Source organism: Mesorhizobium sp. WSM4807 (genome assembly GCF_055811615.1).
Map to the genome: position 1 here is coordinate 43,050 of NZ_JBVVQY010000014.1, position 15,786 is coordinate 58,835.

Annotated in this window: 21 protein-coding genes and 2 tRNA genes; 19 read left to right on the forward strand and 4 right to left on the reverse strand. The window is 59.6% G+C overall.

The genetic code is table 11. From position 1 onward, the window contains the following. Window positions 1-8: 8 nt before the first annotated feature. From hisD to AC0L3N_RS19165, 8 genes are all read left to right on the forward strand, one after another. A complete protein-coding gene (gene hisD, locus AC0L3N_RS19130) occupies window positions 9-1,301 on the forward strand; it encodes a histidinol dehydrogenase (protein WP_473549068.1) in 1,293 nt (430 codons plus the stop codon). 6 nt (window positions 1,302-1,307) lie between these two features. Next, the gene (locus AC0L3N_RS19135; protein ID WP_123146619.1) at window positions 1,308-1,793 is read left to right on the forward strand and encodes a UPF0262 family protein; all 486 of its coding nucleotides are present in this window, start codon (window positions 1,308-1,310) and stop codon (window positions 1,791-1,793) included. A gap of 43 nt (window positions 1,794-1,836) precedes the next feature. After that, window positions 1,837-2,244, forward strand: a complete 408-nt coding sequence (locus tag AC0L3N_RS19140; protein WP_123146618.1) for an arsenate-mycothiol transferase ArsC — start codon at window positions 1,837-1,839, stop codon at window positions 2,242-2,244. A gap of 91 nt (window positions 2,245-2,335) precedes the next feature. Further along, entirely contained in the window at window positions 2,336-2,554 is a 219-nt protein-coding gene (infA, locus tag AC0L3N_RS19145) for a translation initiation factor IF-1 (RefSeq protein WP_006200926.1), read from the forward strand. A gap of 27 nt (window positions 2,555-2,581) precedes the next feature. Continuing rightward, on the forward strand, window positions 2,582-3,208 hold the full coding sequence (locus AC0L3N_RS19150) for a Maf-like protein (protein WP_123146617.1): 627 nt from the start codon (window positions 2,582-2,584) through the stop codon (window positions 3,206-3,208). A gap of 13 nt (window positions 3,209-3,221) precedes the next feature. After that, complete coding sequence (yacG, locus tag AC0L3N_RS19155; protein WP_473549069.1) at window positions 3,222-3,419, forward strand: DNA gyrase inhibitor YacG; 198 nt, start codon at window positions 3,222-3,224, stop codon at window positions 3,417-3,419. Window positions 3,420-3,616: 197 nt separating this feature from the next. Next, window positions 3,617-3,692: transfer RNA gene (locus tag AC0L3N_RS19160), tRNA-Phe, on the forward strand. 212 nt (window positions 3,693-3,904) lie between these two features. Next, window positions 3,905-5,170 carry a tyrosine-type recombinase/integrase gene (locus tag AC0L3N_RS19165; protein ID WP_473549070.1) on the forward strand — a complete coding sequence of 422 codons (1,266 nt, stop codon included), beginning with the start codon at window positions 3,905-3,907 and terminating at the stop codon, window positions 5,168-5,170. Window positions 5,171-5,460: 290 nt separating this feature from the next. Here the strand turns inward: AC0L3N_RS19165 and AC0L3N_RS19170 are convergent, their stop codons facing one another. Further along, entirely contained in the window at window positions 5,461-5,763 is a 303-nt protein-coding gene (locus AC0L3N_RS19170; protein WP_473549071.1) for a hypothetical protein, read from the reverse strand. A 25-nt stretch (window positions 5,764-5,788) separates the two neighbouring features. On the opposite strand from AC0L3N_RS19170, the gene AC0L3N_RS19175 reads away from it, so the two are divergent. The 7 genes from AC0L3N_RS19175 to AC0L3N_RS19205 all read left to right on the forward strand — a co-directional run bounded on the left by AC0L3N_RS19175 (window position 5,789) and on the right by AC0L3N_RS19205 (window position 11,332). Further along, window positions 5,789-6,499: an 8-oxoguanine DNA glycosylase gene (locus AC0L3N_RS19175; RefSeq protein ID WP_473549072.1), complete on the forward strand. Its 711-nt coding sequence runs from the start codon at window positions 5,789-5,791 to the stop codon at window positions 6,497-6,499. Window positions 6,500-6,688: 189 nt separating this feature from the next. Further along, window positions 6,689-6,952 carry a hypothetical protein gene (locus AC0L3N_RS19180; RefSeq protein ID WP_473549073.1) on the forward strand — a complete coding sequence of 88 codons (264 nt, stop codon included), beginning with the start codon at window positions 6,689-6,691 and terminating at the stop codon, window positions 6,950-6,952. A gap of 2 nt (window positions 6,953-6,954) precedes the next feature. Next, a complete protein-coding gene (locus AC0L3N_RS19185) occupies window positions 6,955-8,136 on the forward strand; it encodes a nucleoside 2-deoxyribosyltransferase (RefSeq protein ID WP_473549074.1) in 1,182 nt (393 codons plus the stop codon). Next, window positions 8,133-8,735, forward strand: coding sequence for a 7-cyano-7-deazaguanine synthase (locus tag AC0L3N_RS19190; protein ID WP_473549075.1), 603 nt, complete (start codon window positions 8,133-8,135; stop codon window positions 8,733-8,735). The genes AC0L3N_RS19185 and AC0L3N_RS19190 overlap by 4 nt, the downstream gene beginning before the upstream one ends. Before the next feature lie 334 nt (window positions 8,736-9,069). Continuing rightward, complete coding sequence (locus tag AC0L3N_RS19195; RefSeq protein WP_473549076.1) at window positions 9,070-10,218, forward strand: hypothetical protein; 1,149 nt, start codon at window positions 9,070-9,072, stop codon at window positions 10,216-10,218. A 119-nt stretch (window positions 10,219-10,337) separates the two neighbouring features. Further along, the gene (locus tag AC0L3N_RS19200; RefSeq protein WP_473549077.1) at window positions 10,338-10,991 is read left to right on the forward strand and encodes an FRG domain-containing protein; all 654 of its coding nucleotides are present in this window, start codon (window positions 10,338-10,340) and stop codon (window positions 10,989-10,991) included. 5 nt (window positions 10,992-10,996) lie between these two features. Then, window positions 10,997-11,332, forward strand: coding sequence for a pPIWI-associating nuclease domain-containing protein (locus AC0L3N_RS19205; protein WP_473549078.1), 336 nt, complete (start codon window positions 10,997-10,999; stop codon window positions 11,330-11,332). A 179-nt stretch (window positions 11,333-11,511) separates the two neighbouring features. Here the strand turns inward: AC0L3N_RS19205 and AC0L3N_RS19210 are convergent, their stop codons facing one another. Beyond that, complete coding sequence (locus tag AC0L3N_RS19210; RefSeq protein ID WP_473549079.1) at window positions 11,512-11,697, reverse strand: hypothetical protein; 186 nt, start codon at window positions 11,695-11,697, stop codon at window positions 11,512-11,514. A 653-nt stretch (window positions 11,698-12,350) separates the two neighbouring features. On the opposite strand from AC0L3N_RS19210, the gene AC0L3N_RS19215 reads away from it, so the two are divergent. The 3 genes from AC0L3N_RS19215 (at window position 12,351) to AC0L3N_RS19225 (ending at window position 14,079) form a co-directional block, all read left to right on the forward strand. Continuing rightward, a complete protein-coding gene (locus AC0L3N_RS19215) occupies window positions 12,351-12,602 on the forward strand; it encodes a helix-turn-helix transcriptional regulator (RefSeq protein WP_473549080.1) in 252 nt (83 codons plus the stop codon). A gap of 65 nt (window positions 12,603-12,667) precedes the next feature. Beyond that, entirely contained in the window at window positions 12,668-12,889 is a 222-nt protein-coding gene (locus AC0L3N_RS19220) for a helix-turn-helix domain-containing protein (protein ID WP_473549081.1), read from the forward strand. Next, window positions 12,889-14,079 (forward strand): site-specific integrase, encoded by a 1,191-nt coding sequence (locus AC0L3N_RS19225; RefSeq protein ID WP_473549082.1) that lies wholly within the window; start codon window positions 12,889-12,891, stop codon window positions 14,077-14,079. The genes AC0L3N_RS19220 and AC0L3N_RS19225 overlap by 1 nt, the downstream gene beginning before the upstream one ends. Before the next feature lie 107 nt (window positions 14,080-14,186). On the opposite strand, the gene AC0L3N_RS19230 is transcribed toward AC0L3N_RS19225, so the two are convergent. Next, a tRNA-Ile gene (locus AC0L3N_RS19230) sits at window positions 14,187-14,262 on the reverse strand. Between the two features lie 238 nt (window positions 14,263-14,500). Here AC0L3N_RS19230 and AC0L3N_RS19235 point away from each other — a divergent pair. Further along, on the forward strand, window positions 14,501-15,211 hold the full coding sequence (locus AC0L3N_RS19235; RefSeq protein ID WP_473549083.1) for an SIMPL domain-containing protein: 711 nt from the start codon (window positions 14,501-14,503) through the stop codon (window positions 15,209-15,211). Window positions 15,212-15,325: 114 nt separating this feature from the next. Here AC0L3N_RS19235 and AC0L3N_RS19240 read toward each other — a convergent pair whose 3' ends face one another. Further along, window positions 15,326-15,688, reverse strand: a complete 363-nt coding sequence (locus AC0L3N_RS19240; RefSeq protein WP_473549084.1) for a hypothetical protein — start codon at window positions 15,686-15,688, stop codon at window positions 15,326-15,328. Window positions 15,689-15,786: the final 98 nt, after the last annotated feature.

Genomic DNA, 15,786 nt, shown 5'->3' on the forward strand with positions numbered 1-15,786 from the left:
AGCACAAGATGGCCATCACCCTTCGTCTGTCCGATGCCGATTTCGAGCAGCGTTTTGCCGCGTTCCTTTTGACCAAGCGCGAAGTCTCGGCGGACGTCGACGCCGTGGTGCGCGCGATCATCGCGCGGGTGCGCGCCGAGGGCGACGCGGCGCTCATCGAGTATACGCAGAAATTCGAAAAGGCCGATCTGAAAGACCTCGGCATAGCCGTGTCGCAAGACGACATCGCCAAGGCCTACGATGCGGCCGACCCGCGGACGATCGAGGCGCTTAAATTCGCCCGTGATCGGATCCGCTCCCACCACGAGCGGCAGCGGCCAAAGGACGACCGCTATACGGACGCAATCGGCGTCGAGCTCGGCTCGCGCTGGACGGCGATCGAGGCGGTCGGGCTCTATGTGCCGGGCGGCACGGCGAGCTATCCAAGCTCGGTGCTGATGAGCGCCGTACCGGCCAAGGTCGCCGGCGTCGAGCGCATCGTCATGGCGGTGCCGGCGCCCGGCGGCATCATCAATCCGCTGGTGCTGGTGGCGGCGGATCTGACCGGCATATCCGAAATCTACCGTGTCGGCGGCGCGCAGGCGATCGCGGCGCTGGCCTATGGCACCGAGACGATAAAGCCGGTCGCCAAGATCGTCGGCCCCGGCAATGCCTATGTCGCCGCGGCCAAGCGCCAGGTGTTCGGCACGGTCGGCATCGACATGATCGCCGGGCCTTCGGAAGTGCTTATCGTTGCCGACGGCAGCAACGATCCGGACTGGATCGCCGCCGACCTGCTTGCCCAGGCCGAGCATGACGTGTCGGCGCAGTCGATCCTGATCACCGACGATCCTGCCTTCGGCGCGGCGGTCGAACAGGCGGTCGAACGCCAGTTGAAAAACCTGTCGCGCGCCGAGACGGCGGCGGCGAGCTGGCGCGATTTCGGCGCCGTCATCCTTGTTCCGCGAATCGAGGCAGCACCGCCGCTGGTCGACCGCATCGCGGCCGAACATGTCGAGCTTGCCATCGACGAGCCAGAAGCCTTCCTGGCGCGGATGCGCAATGCCGGTGCCGTCTTTCTCGGCCGCCACACGCCGGAAGCCATCGGCGACTATGTCGGCGGCTCCAACCATGTGCTGCCGACGGCGCGCTCGGCGCGCTTCTCGTCCGGGCTTTCGGTGCTCGATTTCGTCAAGCGCACCTCAATCCTGAAGCTCGGGCCGGAGCAATTGCGGGCGCTGGCGCCGGCGGCCATCGCGCTGGCCAAGGCGGAAGGCCTCGACGCGCATGGACGCTCCGTCGCCATACGGCTGAATATGTAGACTGACATGGCGGACTACGATCGAACCCCTGCCAGGCTGATCGATGTCGAACTCGACGAATCGATCGGCCGTTCGACGCCCGATGTCGAGCATGAGCGGGCGGTGGCGATCTTCGACCTGATCGAGGAAAACAGCTTCCAGCCGGTCAATGACGACGGCGCCGGACCCTACCGGCTAAAACTGTCGCTGGCCGAATCCCGCCTGGTCTTCGCGGTGACGCGTGAGGACGGCGCTGCCGTGGTCACCCATATCCTGTCGCTGACGCCGCTCAGGCGCATCGTCAAGGACTACTACATGATCTGCGAAAGCTACTACGACGCCATCCGCACCTCGACTCCCAGCCAGATCGAGGCGATCGATATGGGCCGGCGCGGGCTGCACAATGAAGGCTCGCAGACGTTGATGGACCGGCTGGCCGGCAAGATCGATATCGATTTCGATACGGCGCGCCGGCTGTTCACGCTGGTCTGCGTGCTGCACTGGCGAGGCTGAGCTGCCAGCCCCTCTGCCCCGCTCGATCCTGTTTTTCTGCGGCATGAACGCGGTGCGCTCGCCGATGGCCGAACTGCTGGCGCGCCAGGTGCTTCCGGCGACAACTTTCGTGGCGTCGGCCGGGGTGCGCGGCGGCGAACGCGACCCGTTCGTGGACGCCGTGCTGGCCGAGGACCGGCTTTCGCTGGGCGAACGGCACCCAAGGACACTGGACGATCTCGAGGACGACTATTTCGACCTGATCGTCACGCTATCGCCGGAAGCCCATCACACCGCGCTCGAGCTTACCCGCTCGCTTGCCGTCGACGTCGAATATTGGCCGATGCCGGACCCGACAGACGTCGGCGGCACGCGCGAGCAGATCATGGCCGCCTATCGCGAGGTGCGCGAACGGCTGAAGGCGCGGATCGGCCGCCGTTTTGTGGCGCCGGAAGGCAAAAAACCGCGCTGATTAAGCATGTTCACAAGCGCACGATTATCATATAGGTTCCGCGCAAATTCCGGCCGGCGCGCTGGGAATCCCATCCAAGCAAAGGTATCGAATGCCGAAGGAAGAAGTCCTCGAGTTTCCGGGTGTCGTCACGGAATTGTTGCCCAACGCGATGTTCAGGGTGAAGCTCGAAAACGAACACGAAATCATCGCCCACACGGCCGGCCGCATGCGCAAGAACCGCATCCGCGTGCTGACCGGCGACAAGGTCCTGGTCGAGATGACACCTTACGACCTGACCAAGGGCCGCATCACCTACCGTTTCAAGTAAGATCGTCAGAGTTCGGCCGGGATCGCGATGAGCATTTTGCAGAAGCTCGTGCTTGCCTCGGGTTCGCCGCGCCGGATCGAACTGTTGCAGCAGGCCGGCATCGAGCCGGACCGCGTGCTGCCGGCCGGTGTCGACGAGACGCCGCTGCGCGCCGAGCATCCGCGCTCGCTGGCCAAGCGCCTTTCGAAGGAAAAGGCCGAGAAGGCGCTGGCCTCGCTGCAGGCGGAAGACGACTATGTGCCGAGCTTCGTGCTGGCCGCCGACACGGTGGTCGCCGTCGGCCGGCGCGTCCTGCCCAAGGCCGAAACGTTCGACGACGTCGCCAATTGCCTCGGCCTGCTGTCAGGTCGTTCGCACCGGGTCTATTCCGGCATCTGCCTGATCACGCCGGGCGGCAAGCTGCGCCAGCGGCTGATCGAGACCAGGGTGCGTTTCAAGCGGCTGCCGCGCGCCGAGATCGACGCCTATGTCGCCTCGGGAGAATGGCGCGGCAAGGCCGGCGGCTATGCCGTCCAGGGCTTGGCCGGCGCTTTTGTCGTCAAGCTTGTCGGCTCCTACACCAATGTCGTCGGCCTGCCGCTCTATGAGACGGTGGCGCTGCTGACCGGCGAGGGTTTTAAGGTGCATGCCAAATGGCAGTCAGCTCGGCCATGAGTTCGGGGCGGCCATGAGCTCGGACGACAAGGTCACGCCGCTGCGCCCCAAGCGGCCCTGCCCCGAGTGCGGCAAGCCATCGGCACGTGAGACCTACCCGTTCTGCTCCGTGCGCTGCAAGGACATCGACCTCAACCGCTGGCTCAAGGGCGCCTATGTCATTCCGGCCCGCGACGACGAGGACGAAACGGACGACGATCCTCCCAAATGAGGCTGTTCAGAGCAGCCTGCGGGCCTCGACCGCGTCCCATGAATCCGCCCGTCGAGCAACTGCTGGTTTCCCGCTTGAAATCAGCGCTTAAGCGCTGGACAGGCCGGATTCCCGTGCTATAACCCACCCGCTTTCAAGGGGCGCCTGCGGCGCTTTCAAGAAATCCGGCGTGCAGAACTGCCCGTGTGCCGGAACAGGCCCAGATAGCTCAGTTGGTAGAGCAGCGGACTGAAAATCCGCGTGTCGGTGGTTCGAATCCGCCTCTGGGCACCATCCCCTCTTCTCCCGACAGTCTCTTTCACCGAAGCCCCTACGCTTATGTTTCGGCAAGTAACTGAAATCTTTGCTCATTTCGGCGCGTAAAGCGCAGATGGTCGGGTTTTGTGGAATTTCGGCGCAATTGGTCCAACGAGGCAGGGGGCTGGTATTTTCGCTGGTATTGGAGATCCTGATGGTATCGATGCAGCCAAATGGAGGTCCCGAAAATGGCCCTTTCCGACGTAAGATGCCGAACTGCCCGTCCCGTTTCCAAGCTCGTGAAATTGTCTGACGGTGGCGGGCTCCAGCTTTGGGTGCAGCCTACCGGATCTCGCCTATGGCGCCTCGCCTATCGTTTTGGCGGCAAGCAGAAGCTTCTGGCGTTGGGCAGCTATCCCCTCATCTCCCTCGCTGAGGCACGCGAGGCGCGCGATACTGCCAAACGTCTCCTCCTACGAGGCATCGACCCCGCACAGGAGCGTAAGTCGCAAAAGGCTTCGGCAGAGGACACCTTTCGCTCTATCGCGGAGGACTATGTCGACAAGCTGAAGAAGGAGGGACGTGCCGACCGGACCATCACCAAGGTCAAATGGTTGCTCGACTTTGCCTATCCAGCATTTGGGGACAAAAGTGTTCGGGAGATCGATCCGGCCACAATTCTTGCCGCTCTCCGCAGCGTGGAGGTTCGCGGTCGATACGAGTCGGCTAGGCGACTGCGCTCCACCATCGGCAGCGTGTTTCGATATGCAATCGCAACCTCACGCGCCGATATAGATCCGACGATCGCCCTGAGGGGCGCACTCGTCAGTCCGACCGTCACGCCGCGTGCCGCGGTAACCGATCCTAAGGCCTTGGGAGGCTTGCTGAGGGCGATCAATGCATTTGACGGACAGCCTACAACCCGAGCCGCCCTGAAGCTGATGGCCCTGCTGTTTCCCCGCCCCGGCGAGTTGCGCGCGGCCGGATGGGACGAGTTCGATTTCGAAAGCTCGATGTGGAGCATCCCTGAAGGGCGCATGAAGATGCGACGGCCGCACCGCGTACCTCTCTCCAGGCAGGCCGTCGGCGTCCTGACCTCACTTAGAGAAATCTCTGGTGGTGGATCGCTGTTGTTTCCTAGTGTTCGATCAGGCTCGCGTCCGATTTCTGACAACACGCTTAACGCTGCCCTTCGCCGTATGGGGTACGGCAAGGAAGAAGCTACCGCGCACGGTTTTCGAGCAACGGCATCAACTCTGCTAAACGAATGCGGAAAGTGGCATCCGGACGCCATAGAGCGGCAGTTGGCCCATGTTGAGAACAACGAAGTTCGTCGCGCCTACGCCCGGGCAGAGCACTGGGAGGAGCGCGTAAAGATGATGCAATGGTGGGCTGATTATCTGGAAGAACTTGCGAGCAAAAACGCGCGGGTGAAAATTGCGGGCGATCGAAGACCGCTAAAACTGAGCTACCTGTGGTCTGGCGACCCAATGACCAGGGCGAAGAGTGGTTGAAGCGCCATATCATTGTACTGAACCCTCGAGAGGGTGATGCCTCCTGCCTTCGGACGCATCAACACTGCCCAAATTTCCAGTAGAGCCAAGCATTCTGACTCGAATTCAGCCTCGCATGGCGGGAGGTGAAAGTGAACTTTGCGCCGCTTTCTGGTCATTCTTAAGCCGCCGGCAGTTTCCTAAAAGCTGTCGGTCTGCTCCGTGAACCGTTAATCTGCGATCATCGCTTTTCGCGTGATCTTCCGCCAGTACCGACTCGATCCGGCCCGATAGCTGAAGTGCATAACGTTCTACCTCTTGTTATGCATTCTGAGAGCCAGCCGCGTGAACTCTCGGAATTCGAGAGATCCGCGAATGGCGGCAACAACCGCGGCCTCTAGCACCGGATCGCCAGTTGTCTGCCCTGGCCATTCGCTCAGCAGACACTCCATTTTAGCTTTCATTTTTCCCGTGACGTTGGCTTTCCCAGCAAGAAGCTTCGACAGATGGCCTTGGTTGATGCCGAGAAGGTGTGCCACTTTCGCCTGTGAAGTTGAGGTGTCGCGCCGCTTGATTTCTACACGTCGGACGATCTGGGAAACCTTGATACTCATATGCATTGCATATAGGAATCCATGCATGATCGCTACTCCATCCACTGTTTCGAAGTTCAAAGCCGATGACGAGATCATGCCGGGCGTGCCCTTTGGCATGAGTGGCTGGGCCGGAAGTCCGGCCTACTGGTCGAAGATGGCAGAGTACGAAGAAGAGGATCCTGAAGATTACATCAGCCCGAAAGGCACGCCGTTGGCCGACGATCTGGGCTTCTGTCTCCTTGGTGGCTACGGCGTGAAAATGGAGCTGAACCGCGCCGCCTGGGAGCATCTCTACGATGCGGGCGTATTCGCTGCAGATCTTGTTCCATCGAGAGAAGAGATCGAGAAACTATTGAGCGTCCCGCTCATGGTGAATGGCAAGCCGCATCGATATAGATATCCGAAGCAGAGAGCTGATCGCCTTCACGTGGCGCTCAACGCAATCCGTCAACGTCCGATGCAGACTGACAATGCATTGGTATTGCGTGAGCAGTTGATGGAACTGCCGGGGATAGGACCAAAGACGGCTTCCTGGATTGTCCGCAATTGGCTTGGCAGTGATGAAGTCGCAATTCTCGACATACATGTTTTACGCGCTGGTGTCCTGATGGGCCTGTTCCCGAAAGACTATCGGCTGCCACGGGATTACGAGGTTCTTGAACGCAAATTTCTTGATTTCGCTAAAGCGATCCAGGTGAGAGCATCTCTGCTCGACGCGATCATGTGGCGAGACATGAGGATAATCTTTAATTAGCTGGTTGCATTTTACAAACACGATAATCTCTCCTGCGCGGAGGATGATTCGATGTCTGGAAATGGTGGTGGAGGGCGTCGCAGGAGCCGCAGTGGAGGGCCGGATGCTTCGCCGCCAACGCCCAGGGTGAAGCCTGGATCAGGCGGTGGCGGCGGTGGCGGCGAGGAAGGCTCCAACTCTTGCGACATCTTGATCGATACCGATCTTGAGGGTGTGCGCCAATCAGCGTTGACCGGACTCAACGTCGGTTCGGTTCTGTCGGTCGTTCTCCTGACAACTGCCGCATTCCCCACCGTCGTTTGCGTCAAGCCAGATCAGACTGTAGTCGGCTCGCTGGCTGGATTCCGGTATCTCAATGATCTTATCGATTGCCTGAAGCAAGGCGTCGACTACCGCGTAGAGGTGACAGCCATCGGGCCAGGTAGCTGTCACGTGCGAGGCGGGCGCGTCTGACGATGATTGTGGCTGGCGGCGTCTATCGTGAGGAGTGCGTCCGACCCCACTGGTCGCGAATATTCGGATCTGGTGGACGCGCGGCGGCAGCTGTCTCGGCACTCTCGCCCGGAACGAGCCTGGTCGCCTATTCATGCACTCGATGGGCCGAGGACGTGCGGCACAGCATGGGATCGTTCGGTGTCAGCGCGGATTTGTCCGAAATCGAGAACGACATCGCCTTTCACTATCTCCATCCCCTATCGGACGCCGAGCTGTATGGTGCGCCAGAAATGCCGCTTCCATCCCTATCGGCTGCCGGGGAGGCCGTCTTGCGCTTCGGCTACGTTGAAGGTGACGTCCTCGTGCAGGGCGACCGGGTCACATATGATCCCCAGAACGCCTCGGAGGTCCTGCGATTTCACGAGAACGGCTCGACTGCGAGGCATCTGGCGATCGTCCTCAATCAGGCCGAACTTCGGTTCAGCGTGGGCGAGACCGGAGAGGCCGGGGCTCGCAGTCTCATTTCGCGTTGCGGAGCCGAAGTCGTGGTCGTTAAGAGCGGGCCAGCTGGCGCTCTTGTCGTCGATCACCGAGGAAGTGTTATCGTCCCATCTTACGCGGCCACGCCGATTTTCAAGATCGGCTCAGGCGACATTTTCTCGGCGACATTCGCTCACCTCTGGGGGGAGAAAGGCGTCGATCCGAGGCTTGCCGCGGACACCGCATCTCGCGCCGTCGCGAGCTATGTCGCGACACGCAATCATCAGGTTGATCTGGAACGTCTGAAGGACCTGACGCCGCGGTCGGCGCATTCGCGTCAAGGGCGGATATATGTCGCCGGTCCGTTCTTCAATCTCGCGCAGCGATGGCTCATTGAGGAAATCGTTCGCTGCATACACGGTCTCGGCGCAAACACGTTCTCACCTGTTCATGATGTAGGCGTCCATGGCAATGCGCGGCAGATTGCAGACCAGGACCTTGAAGGTCTCAATGCCTGCGACGCGGTGCTGGCTGTGATCGACGGCGAGGATGCAGGGACTCTGTTCGAAGTTGGCTATGCACGGAGCCGTGGGATTCCGGTCATCGCGCTTGCGGAGGCGCCGAAGCTGGAAAGCCTTACCATGCTTGAGGGCACCGGCTGCTTCATCACGAACGACTTCTGCACCTCTATGTACGAGGCGGTCTGGAGGGCGTCGGCTTGAAAAAGGCTCTCCTTCTTTCAGGCGGCCTGGATTCGTCGGCGCTTGCCTATTGGCTGAAGCCGGATGTTTGCGTGACTATCGACTATGGGCAGCACGCTGCGAAAGGTGAGATCGCGGCCTCCTCCGCCCTATGCAGCCATATCGGTCTCCCGCACGAAGTGCTGTCTGCGGATCTGTCTGCGCTCGGGTCGGGAACAATGGCCGCGAAGGATGCGGCGACAGGCGCGGCGGCGGCTGAATTCTGGCCGTACCGCAACCAGATGCTCATCACGTTGGTAGCGATGAGCCTCATGCCTAGGGGGATCGGCGAGATCATGATCGGAGCCGTCGCAACCGACAAGCACGCCGACGGAAGAGCACCGTTTCTGCGAGCCATAGACCGCACGCTCTCGTTGCAAGAAGGTGGCCTGCGCGTTTCGGCACCGGCAAGGCACCTTTCCACCGTAAAGCTCCTGCAGACCGCCGGTTTCCCATATGACCTGATTGGGCTCACGTTTTCATGCCACGTCCATGAATATGCATGTGGGGGATGCGGAGGCTGTCTGAAGCACCTCGAATGTGTTGAGCGCGCTTACGGGCGGGTGAGGGAACGCAACTGATGGCCGGCTTCTCACCAAGACAGATGCGCCGCATGGCAGTAATCGAGGAGACACCCGACGCCGATCTCAAGGACATTATTCGGGTCGATTTGATAGGCGTCCGGACAGAGGTCAGCTCCCGATTGTCACAAGGTCAGATTCTGTCAGTCACCATTCACGAGTTCGGTACCGCGCGAAGTGTCGTTTGTAGGACTGAGGCGGGGGAAATCGTTGGAACGTTGGCGGGCTTTCGTGGCCTGGCGCAAATGCTAAGGTCACTGGACGACGGTGCATCCTTTAGCGCAATTGTGGAGTCTGTTTCTGCTTCACATTGCTCCGTGCAGGTGCGTCGCAGATGATCATCGCTGGTGGCACATATTCGGAGCGCTGTATTTATCCGGAATGGGACCGCATCTTCGGCTCCGGGTTGAGGGCAGCTGTCGCGGCGAGTGGTCTTTCCCCGGCAGTCACACTTCATACTTACGTGCCCGACGCCTGGCGCGAAGACGTCGAGGCCACCTTGAACTCTTTCGGCATAGAGGGAAGGCTCGAAAAAACCGAGAGGACCATTGTCTTTGAGTATCTGGACAGTCTGCAGCGATCGCTGACGCCCATACCCCCGGAGCCGAATAAGGACCTGGAAGCGGACGGGGATGTGATCCTGCGATTTGGCATGATGGAAGGATCTGCCAAGGTGACGGGTGACCGCGTAGTCTACGACCCTCAGTCTTCGGGCGTGCACTTCAGCTGGAACGGATCGTCTGCAAAGAGCCTCGCGATGATCGTCAACGAGGTAGAACTCCTCCAACTGGCTCGCGTGCAACCTCACGTCGACGGTTCAGCTATTCGGGAAGCTGTCATCGCTTTGCGCGAGACGCCGAACCCACCCCAGGTGGTGGTTGTCAAGGACGGCCTTGGCGGTATGCAGCTTTTCGTGGGTGACGAGCCCCTTAGAGTCCCAAGCTATGCCGCAGAAAGCTATTTCCGTATCGGTGCCGGCGACGTCATCGCGACCGCGTTCACACATGCCTGGGGTGAACTCAGAAAAAACGCGGTGGAGGCAGCCGACTATGCGGCGAGGGCGCTATCTTATTTTGTCGAAGGTGCGCGCCTACCACTTGCCCCTTCGGAGCAGCTCGAAGATCGCAAGCGATCACGCGATACGGGCACAAACCTTCGGCTTCTCGGCGTCGGCAACTATGAGGTGAAATCACTGGTCCTTCAGACTGCAGCTTGGATCCATGACTTGAATGGCACTGTTCGACAGATAGTTTTGCAGCCGGAAGACCTTCAGCCCTGCGATGACGCGTTCGATTTGCTCATTTTGGGGTCGCGGACGTCGCGCCACCATGTCGAGCGCGTTGCCGAAAAGATAAAGATCGTGCCTGTGATCTTCTGGCCTGGCGGAGACCCTGACGAAATTCGCGGCCTGTTCCCTGGCGCGATTATCTCGCGCGACTACGCGAGCGCGCTCTATCATGCAATGAGAAAGCCAGAAGCGTGAAGTCGCCCTCAGTCCGTAATCTAGGCCCACGACAGTCGTTTCGGCCTGCCTCAGAAGGATTGGATCGAGAGCAACTTGAACTCCTCGTTCGCGAATCGCAGCGGCTATGGATGCGCTTCATGGAGTTCGTTGATCAGAAATCCCACACAAGGTGGGTGTTCCGCGGCTGTGGCTCGGAACTGCACAAGTTCATTCCATCGGTTGGCCGAGATCCCGACATTTACAATGCTCCCAACGAGGAGCGCGTCTTTCGAGCCTTCCAGCGCGCTGCGCTACCATTCGTGACGACGCCCCTCGCCAATGATTGGGATTGGCTGGCTGTCGCACAGCACCACGGTCTCCCAACCAGGCTGCTAGACTGGTCCACCAACCCGCTGGTCGCGTGCTTCTTTGCGGTTTCAAGCGGCAAGCTGGAGGAGAACGCAGTCGTCCACGCTTACAGCATTTCCGAGGGGGAAGTCGTTGACCCGGAGAGGCACATCTCTCCTTTCCGGACCGACCGCGTGCTTTTCCTGATACCTAGCAGATCAGCATCACGTATCGTCAATCAGCGCGGCCTTTTCTCAGTGCACGACACGCCAAGCGAAGCTTGGCAGCCAAAGGATGTAGACAGGTTTGTTATCCCGGCGAACATGCGCGCAAGGTTCAGGCGCCGACTTTTCAGATTGGGTATCGATCACAGCCACATCTATCCCGATTTGCCAGGGCTGTGCGACACACTGAGATGGCGGTATGAGGCAGGTATCGGCATCGGAACGCCTATGATCGGATGACGCTTATGGACAACACAACAATCGAGGAGAAACGGCAGCGGATTGCTCAGACCGTGCGCTCAACGGATGCGACTGAAACCAGTGCATGGAATGCACTCGATAGCCTGTCATCCCAAACTGCTGTCGATTCCGTGGAAATATTCGACCAGGAGATACGGATCGAACCCGATCATTTCGAGGGGCCGATAACCTGGTACGTCATGTTGCAATATGCCCCTCGCGCCGGCGAGGATTCTCTCACTATCTCGGAAAGCTTTCCGGGCACGTTCCGCGGCCACTTCGAAGGTGGCGAGCCCATCGTTGATGATATGACAGTCGATACCGCCTCATTCTACGCTTGACCTTAGGACCGCGATCGATGCTGCCTATCACTGGCCGACAATATGCGGCTTACGATTGGATCTGGTACATATCGTTCATCTCATGCGTCCCCGTTGCAAATTGGCATAGCCAACGTCGGTTCGACCTGTGTTCCGACGGTGCGTGCTTGATGCCTGTCTGGCCAGGCATTCTCGCGCCATCAGGAGTTCTGCTCGCGGGCCTGTCGTTCGTGCTTCGAGATATAGTCCAAGAGTATTTCCGGCATCAGCTGGGCAATTGTTGCGGTGCTTATCGGCGGCCTGATTGCCGCAGCGATAACATCGCCGGCGCTCGCTGCCGCCTCTATCTCGGCATTCCTGATCTCAGAGCTCGTGGATATGGCCATCAACACCAGCCTTCGCAGGCGCGGCATGGTGGTTCGCTTCGGTAAGTAGCTCCGTCGTCGGACTGGTCCTGGACAGCGCGATCTTCGTGCAGATAGCGTTCGGTAGCCCGGAATACATCCTCGGACAATCGATCGGGAAAGGCTGGATGGTCGTTATCACTTGGCCGGTCTTGATCGTGCTTCGTGGAACTCACTCGCGCCCGACAGCCTAGTAGCCACGCCGGAGTAAGCCGTGAAAGTCCGAGGATAAGGCCCTGGAGACGACGAAGGACCTGCAAATTGAAGCGTTGAGCCTTGAGTTGGAGTGGAGACGCCTGAATGAGCGAGCAGGAGGGGCAGCTGTTCTCTCAAATTGGCTAAAAGCTGCCCGTCTGCTGGCGGCCCCGAACGCGACGTCGGAGTAGTGGGTTGCTGATCCACCAGCTCAGCGAAAAGCCGTCCGCCGACTTGCCCCACGGATTGCTCTCCTGCCGCAATGACCCCAGTTCACACGTTGCCGCCAGTTTACGCCGAACGAACTAGTCAGGCCGCTTCCGCTTAACGAGGCTCTTCTTATGTTAGCCCAACACGATCTCCTCGCTACGAATTAGCAACTAGGATGTGGCTTTGCGCTTCGATGCCGACACGCCCGGATTACCAGTGAGGCAGCGTCCATGAAGAGTGACGCAATCTCGTATGCCCCACGAGGGCTATCTCGTGAGGAAGCGGCTCGTTACATCGGTGTCGGATCGACGCTTTTTGACGAGATGGTCGCCGATGGGCGGATGCCCCAGCCCAAGCGCATCAACAGCCGCGCTGTCTGGGATCGTGTAGCCCTCGATATAGCTTTCACCTCGTTGCCGGACAAAGATAGCGGCCTTCAAGAGCTGTTGGAACGAAGCAAACGGAACCTAGAAAAAAGCTAGCAGTTACGCTTGTTGCGTATACGCTGCAGACGTAGTACGATGATAGCCTGTGCGGAAGGCATGACGTGAACGAGAATGAGAAACTTGCGCAAGACGTGAAAGCATGGCGGGCCAAGGAAGGGTTCACTGCCGCAGCCGCGGCCAAGGTGCTAGGAATACCGAAGCGCACCTTTGAAGGCATAGAGCAAGGAAGAGGCTTTCCTTACCCGGTACTCCTGCGCGTTGCCATCGAAAGCGAAACCCCTTCGCTACGGGCAAATCTGAAAGGGCGTGAAAGGAGCATTTGATGGCTCGTCCATTTAAGGACGCCAGTTACCCAGGGGTATCTTCGCGCTTCAAGAACGGCAAGCTAATCTATCGCTACCGCGCAAAGGCCATGCCTGAAATCCGCCTTCCCGGCAAACCCGGCGATCCCGAGTTCGAGGCGGCTTACGAGAAGGCCACGCAGGGCCAACATAAGAATGCGGTTATCATCGATTTTCCCGGTCGGGCACTGCCAAAAACTTTTGGCCATGCCGCGCGCCGGCTTGAAACGACAATGGAGTGGTTGGATTTTGATGAGGCGACGCAGCAGAAGAATGCAAGACTGATTGAGCGTTTTCTCAACCTGCGGGTCGATCCAAACTACCCACTCACTTGGCGCGATACTCCGGTGGAGCTTCTCGACGCGGATCGGCTTCGCGCCATCATCGAAAGCATCTTCAGGACCAATCGCACAGTCGCCAAACACATGCTGGTTGCCATCAAGAAGCTTGTATGGGTCGCGACCGATGTCGAAAAATGGATAAAGCCGCACGACGATCCCTCGTTGTCCATCCGCGTGCGAGTGCCCAAATCGACCAGGAACCCGGCCTGGCCGATCGCGATGCGCGAAAGGTTCGAGGAGCGACATCCCATCGGCACAGCCGCACGCACCTGCTATGCACTCGGCTTTTGGCTTGGAAATCGGCGCGGCGATATCGCTGCTCTTGAGTGGGATGATCTTTTAACCGAAGAGATCGAACTGTTCGACGGCTCGCTCGTGCTGATCGAGGCCTTTGATTTCCGCCAGAAGAAGAACCGCAACCGCCATGGCGGGCGCGAGATGTTCATTCCGGTCGTAGACAAGCTAGCAGCGGCCCTGGAGCCGCTTGATCGCTCGCAAGGCGGCACTGTCTTAAAGAACGCCTATGGCAGGTCATTTTCGGAAAAGAGCCTAACGGGCATGATGCAGCACTGGACGCGGCAGGCGGGAATTCCTGGCGGCTACACGCTCCATGGCCTACGCCGCACTTTCGGCACCTACCTTGCTGAATGCAACATCCAAGCGCGAGCCATCATGGAGGCGATGGGCCATTCCTCCATGACGGTAACAGATGATTATGTACGTGAGGCCAACAAAAAGCGGATCGCGGTTGATATTGCTCGTGCCATCAACGAGCGCGAGGCCAAACGTGACGCCATGAAGCGGCCGGCAAACCTCCGCATTGTCAGATAATCAAATCGAGTCGGAACAAACCGGGACCACGGTCTTTGCTTTGGGCCCATAATGGGCCCAAAACGTTTTGGGCCCAGGGCACTTTTTGTCAATAAAATCAATGGTTATGGTGGGCCCGGAGGGACTCGAACCCCCAACCAAGCGGTTATGAGCCGCCGGCTCTAACCATTGAGCTACAGGCCCCACACGCGGCTGGATTAATGTTTTTCCCCGAATCGCACAAGGCTTTCCGAACTGGCTGGCCGAGATCGTCCAAATCAGCCCATATTCAGACATTAGAGCGACGTGCGTCCACTTAGACGCGCAAAGTACGCTCTAACGCTTTGAATCTACGCATCGGGCCTTCCGAAATCGATTCCGATTCTTGGGCCGATGCGGTAGTCGACAGGTGCGACTGGATCGCAAGACCAAGGAGATTGTTATGACCAGACATCTTTTGCCCTTGGCGCTCGCCGCCGCTATCGCGTTTCCGGCGATGGCCGGCGCGGCCGATTCGCCGCCCCCGCCCCGCATCGTCGTCACCGGCGAAGGCGAAGCGACCGCGGCCCCCGATCTGGCGCTGCTGACGCTCAGCGTCATGCGCGAGGCCAAGACCGCGCGTGCCGCGCTCGATGCCAACAACGACGCCATGGCCTCCGTGATCGCCGCTATGAAGTCGGCTGGCATCAAGGAGCGCGACCTGCAGACAGCCGGCATCCAGATCAGCCCGCGCTACAACTACACCAACAAGCCGGACGGCAGCCAGGAAGCCGAACTCATCGCCTACCAGGTGACCAACACGCTTTCGGTGCGCATCCGCGACATCGACAAAACCGGCGAGATTCTCGACAAGGCGGTATCGCTCGGCGTCAACCAGGGCGGCGGCATCTCGTTTTCCAACGAGGATCCGGCTGCAACTCTCACCGAAGCCCGCAAGAAGGCGGTCGCCGACGCCATGGCCAAGGCAAAGACGCTGGCTGAAGCCGCCGGCGTCAGCATCGGGCGGGTGCTGGAAATCACCGACCAGAATGTCGCGCCGCCGCCGATACCGATGAACGCCAAGGCCTTCGACGCGGCCCGCGAATCGGTTCCGGTGCAGGCCGGCGAGAATTCCTACACGGTGCAGGTCACTGTCACTTTCGAGTTGAAGTGACCGCCGCCTGAAGCGCGGGTAACAGGCAACATCGATCTTGCTGCATGAAGAAACCCCCGGAGGACTGATCCCCCGGGGGTTTTTCGAGCCGCACCCTTGCCGGTAGATGAACGCTTACCGGTAGAGGACCGGGCAGCCGCGCTCATTGGCGAACACGACCAGCACGCGGTCGCCATACTGACGGCCCGCTACTTTCACCGTGCGGCGGCTGACGTCGACAATACGGGCGCGGCGCAGACCCATGCGCTCTGCCTTATTGAGGGCACGGTTCGGCGAGCAGGACCGGCGCCAGTCGCGTTCGCGGCGGCGTTCGCGGTAAAAACCATCCTCGTCGCCGGTATAGACGCCGACGCGTGGTTCGTCGTTGTTGCCGAAGCCGAGATAGATGCTGTCTGCCTGGGCTGTGGCGGGGATAGCGGCAAGCGTGCCGAGGCCGATGAGCGCCGAAAGGGCAACCGTCTTGATCGTGTTGAACATTGTCTTCTCTCCTTGTTCAGGCTTCCGCCCGTCTTGATCGAACTGGTGTGTCTTGATCGACCAATGTGTCCTGGTCGAGCCGATGGGGAGGAGAATGC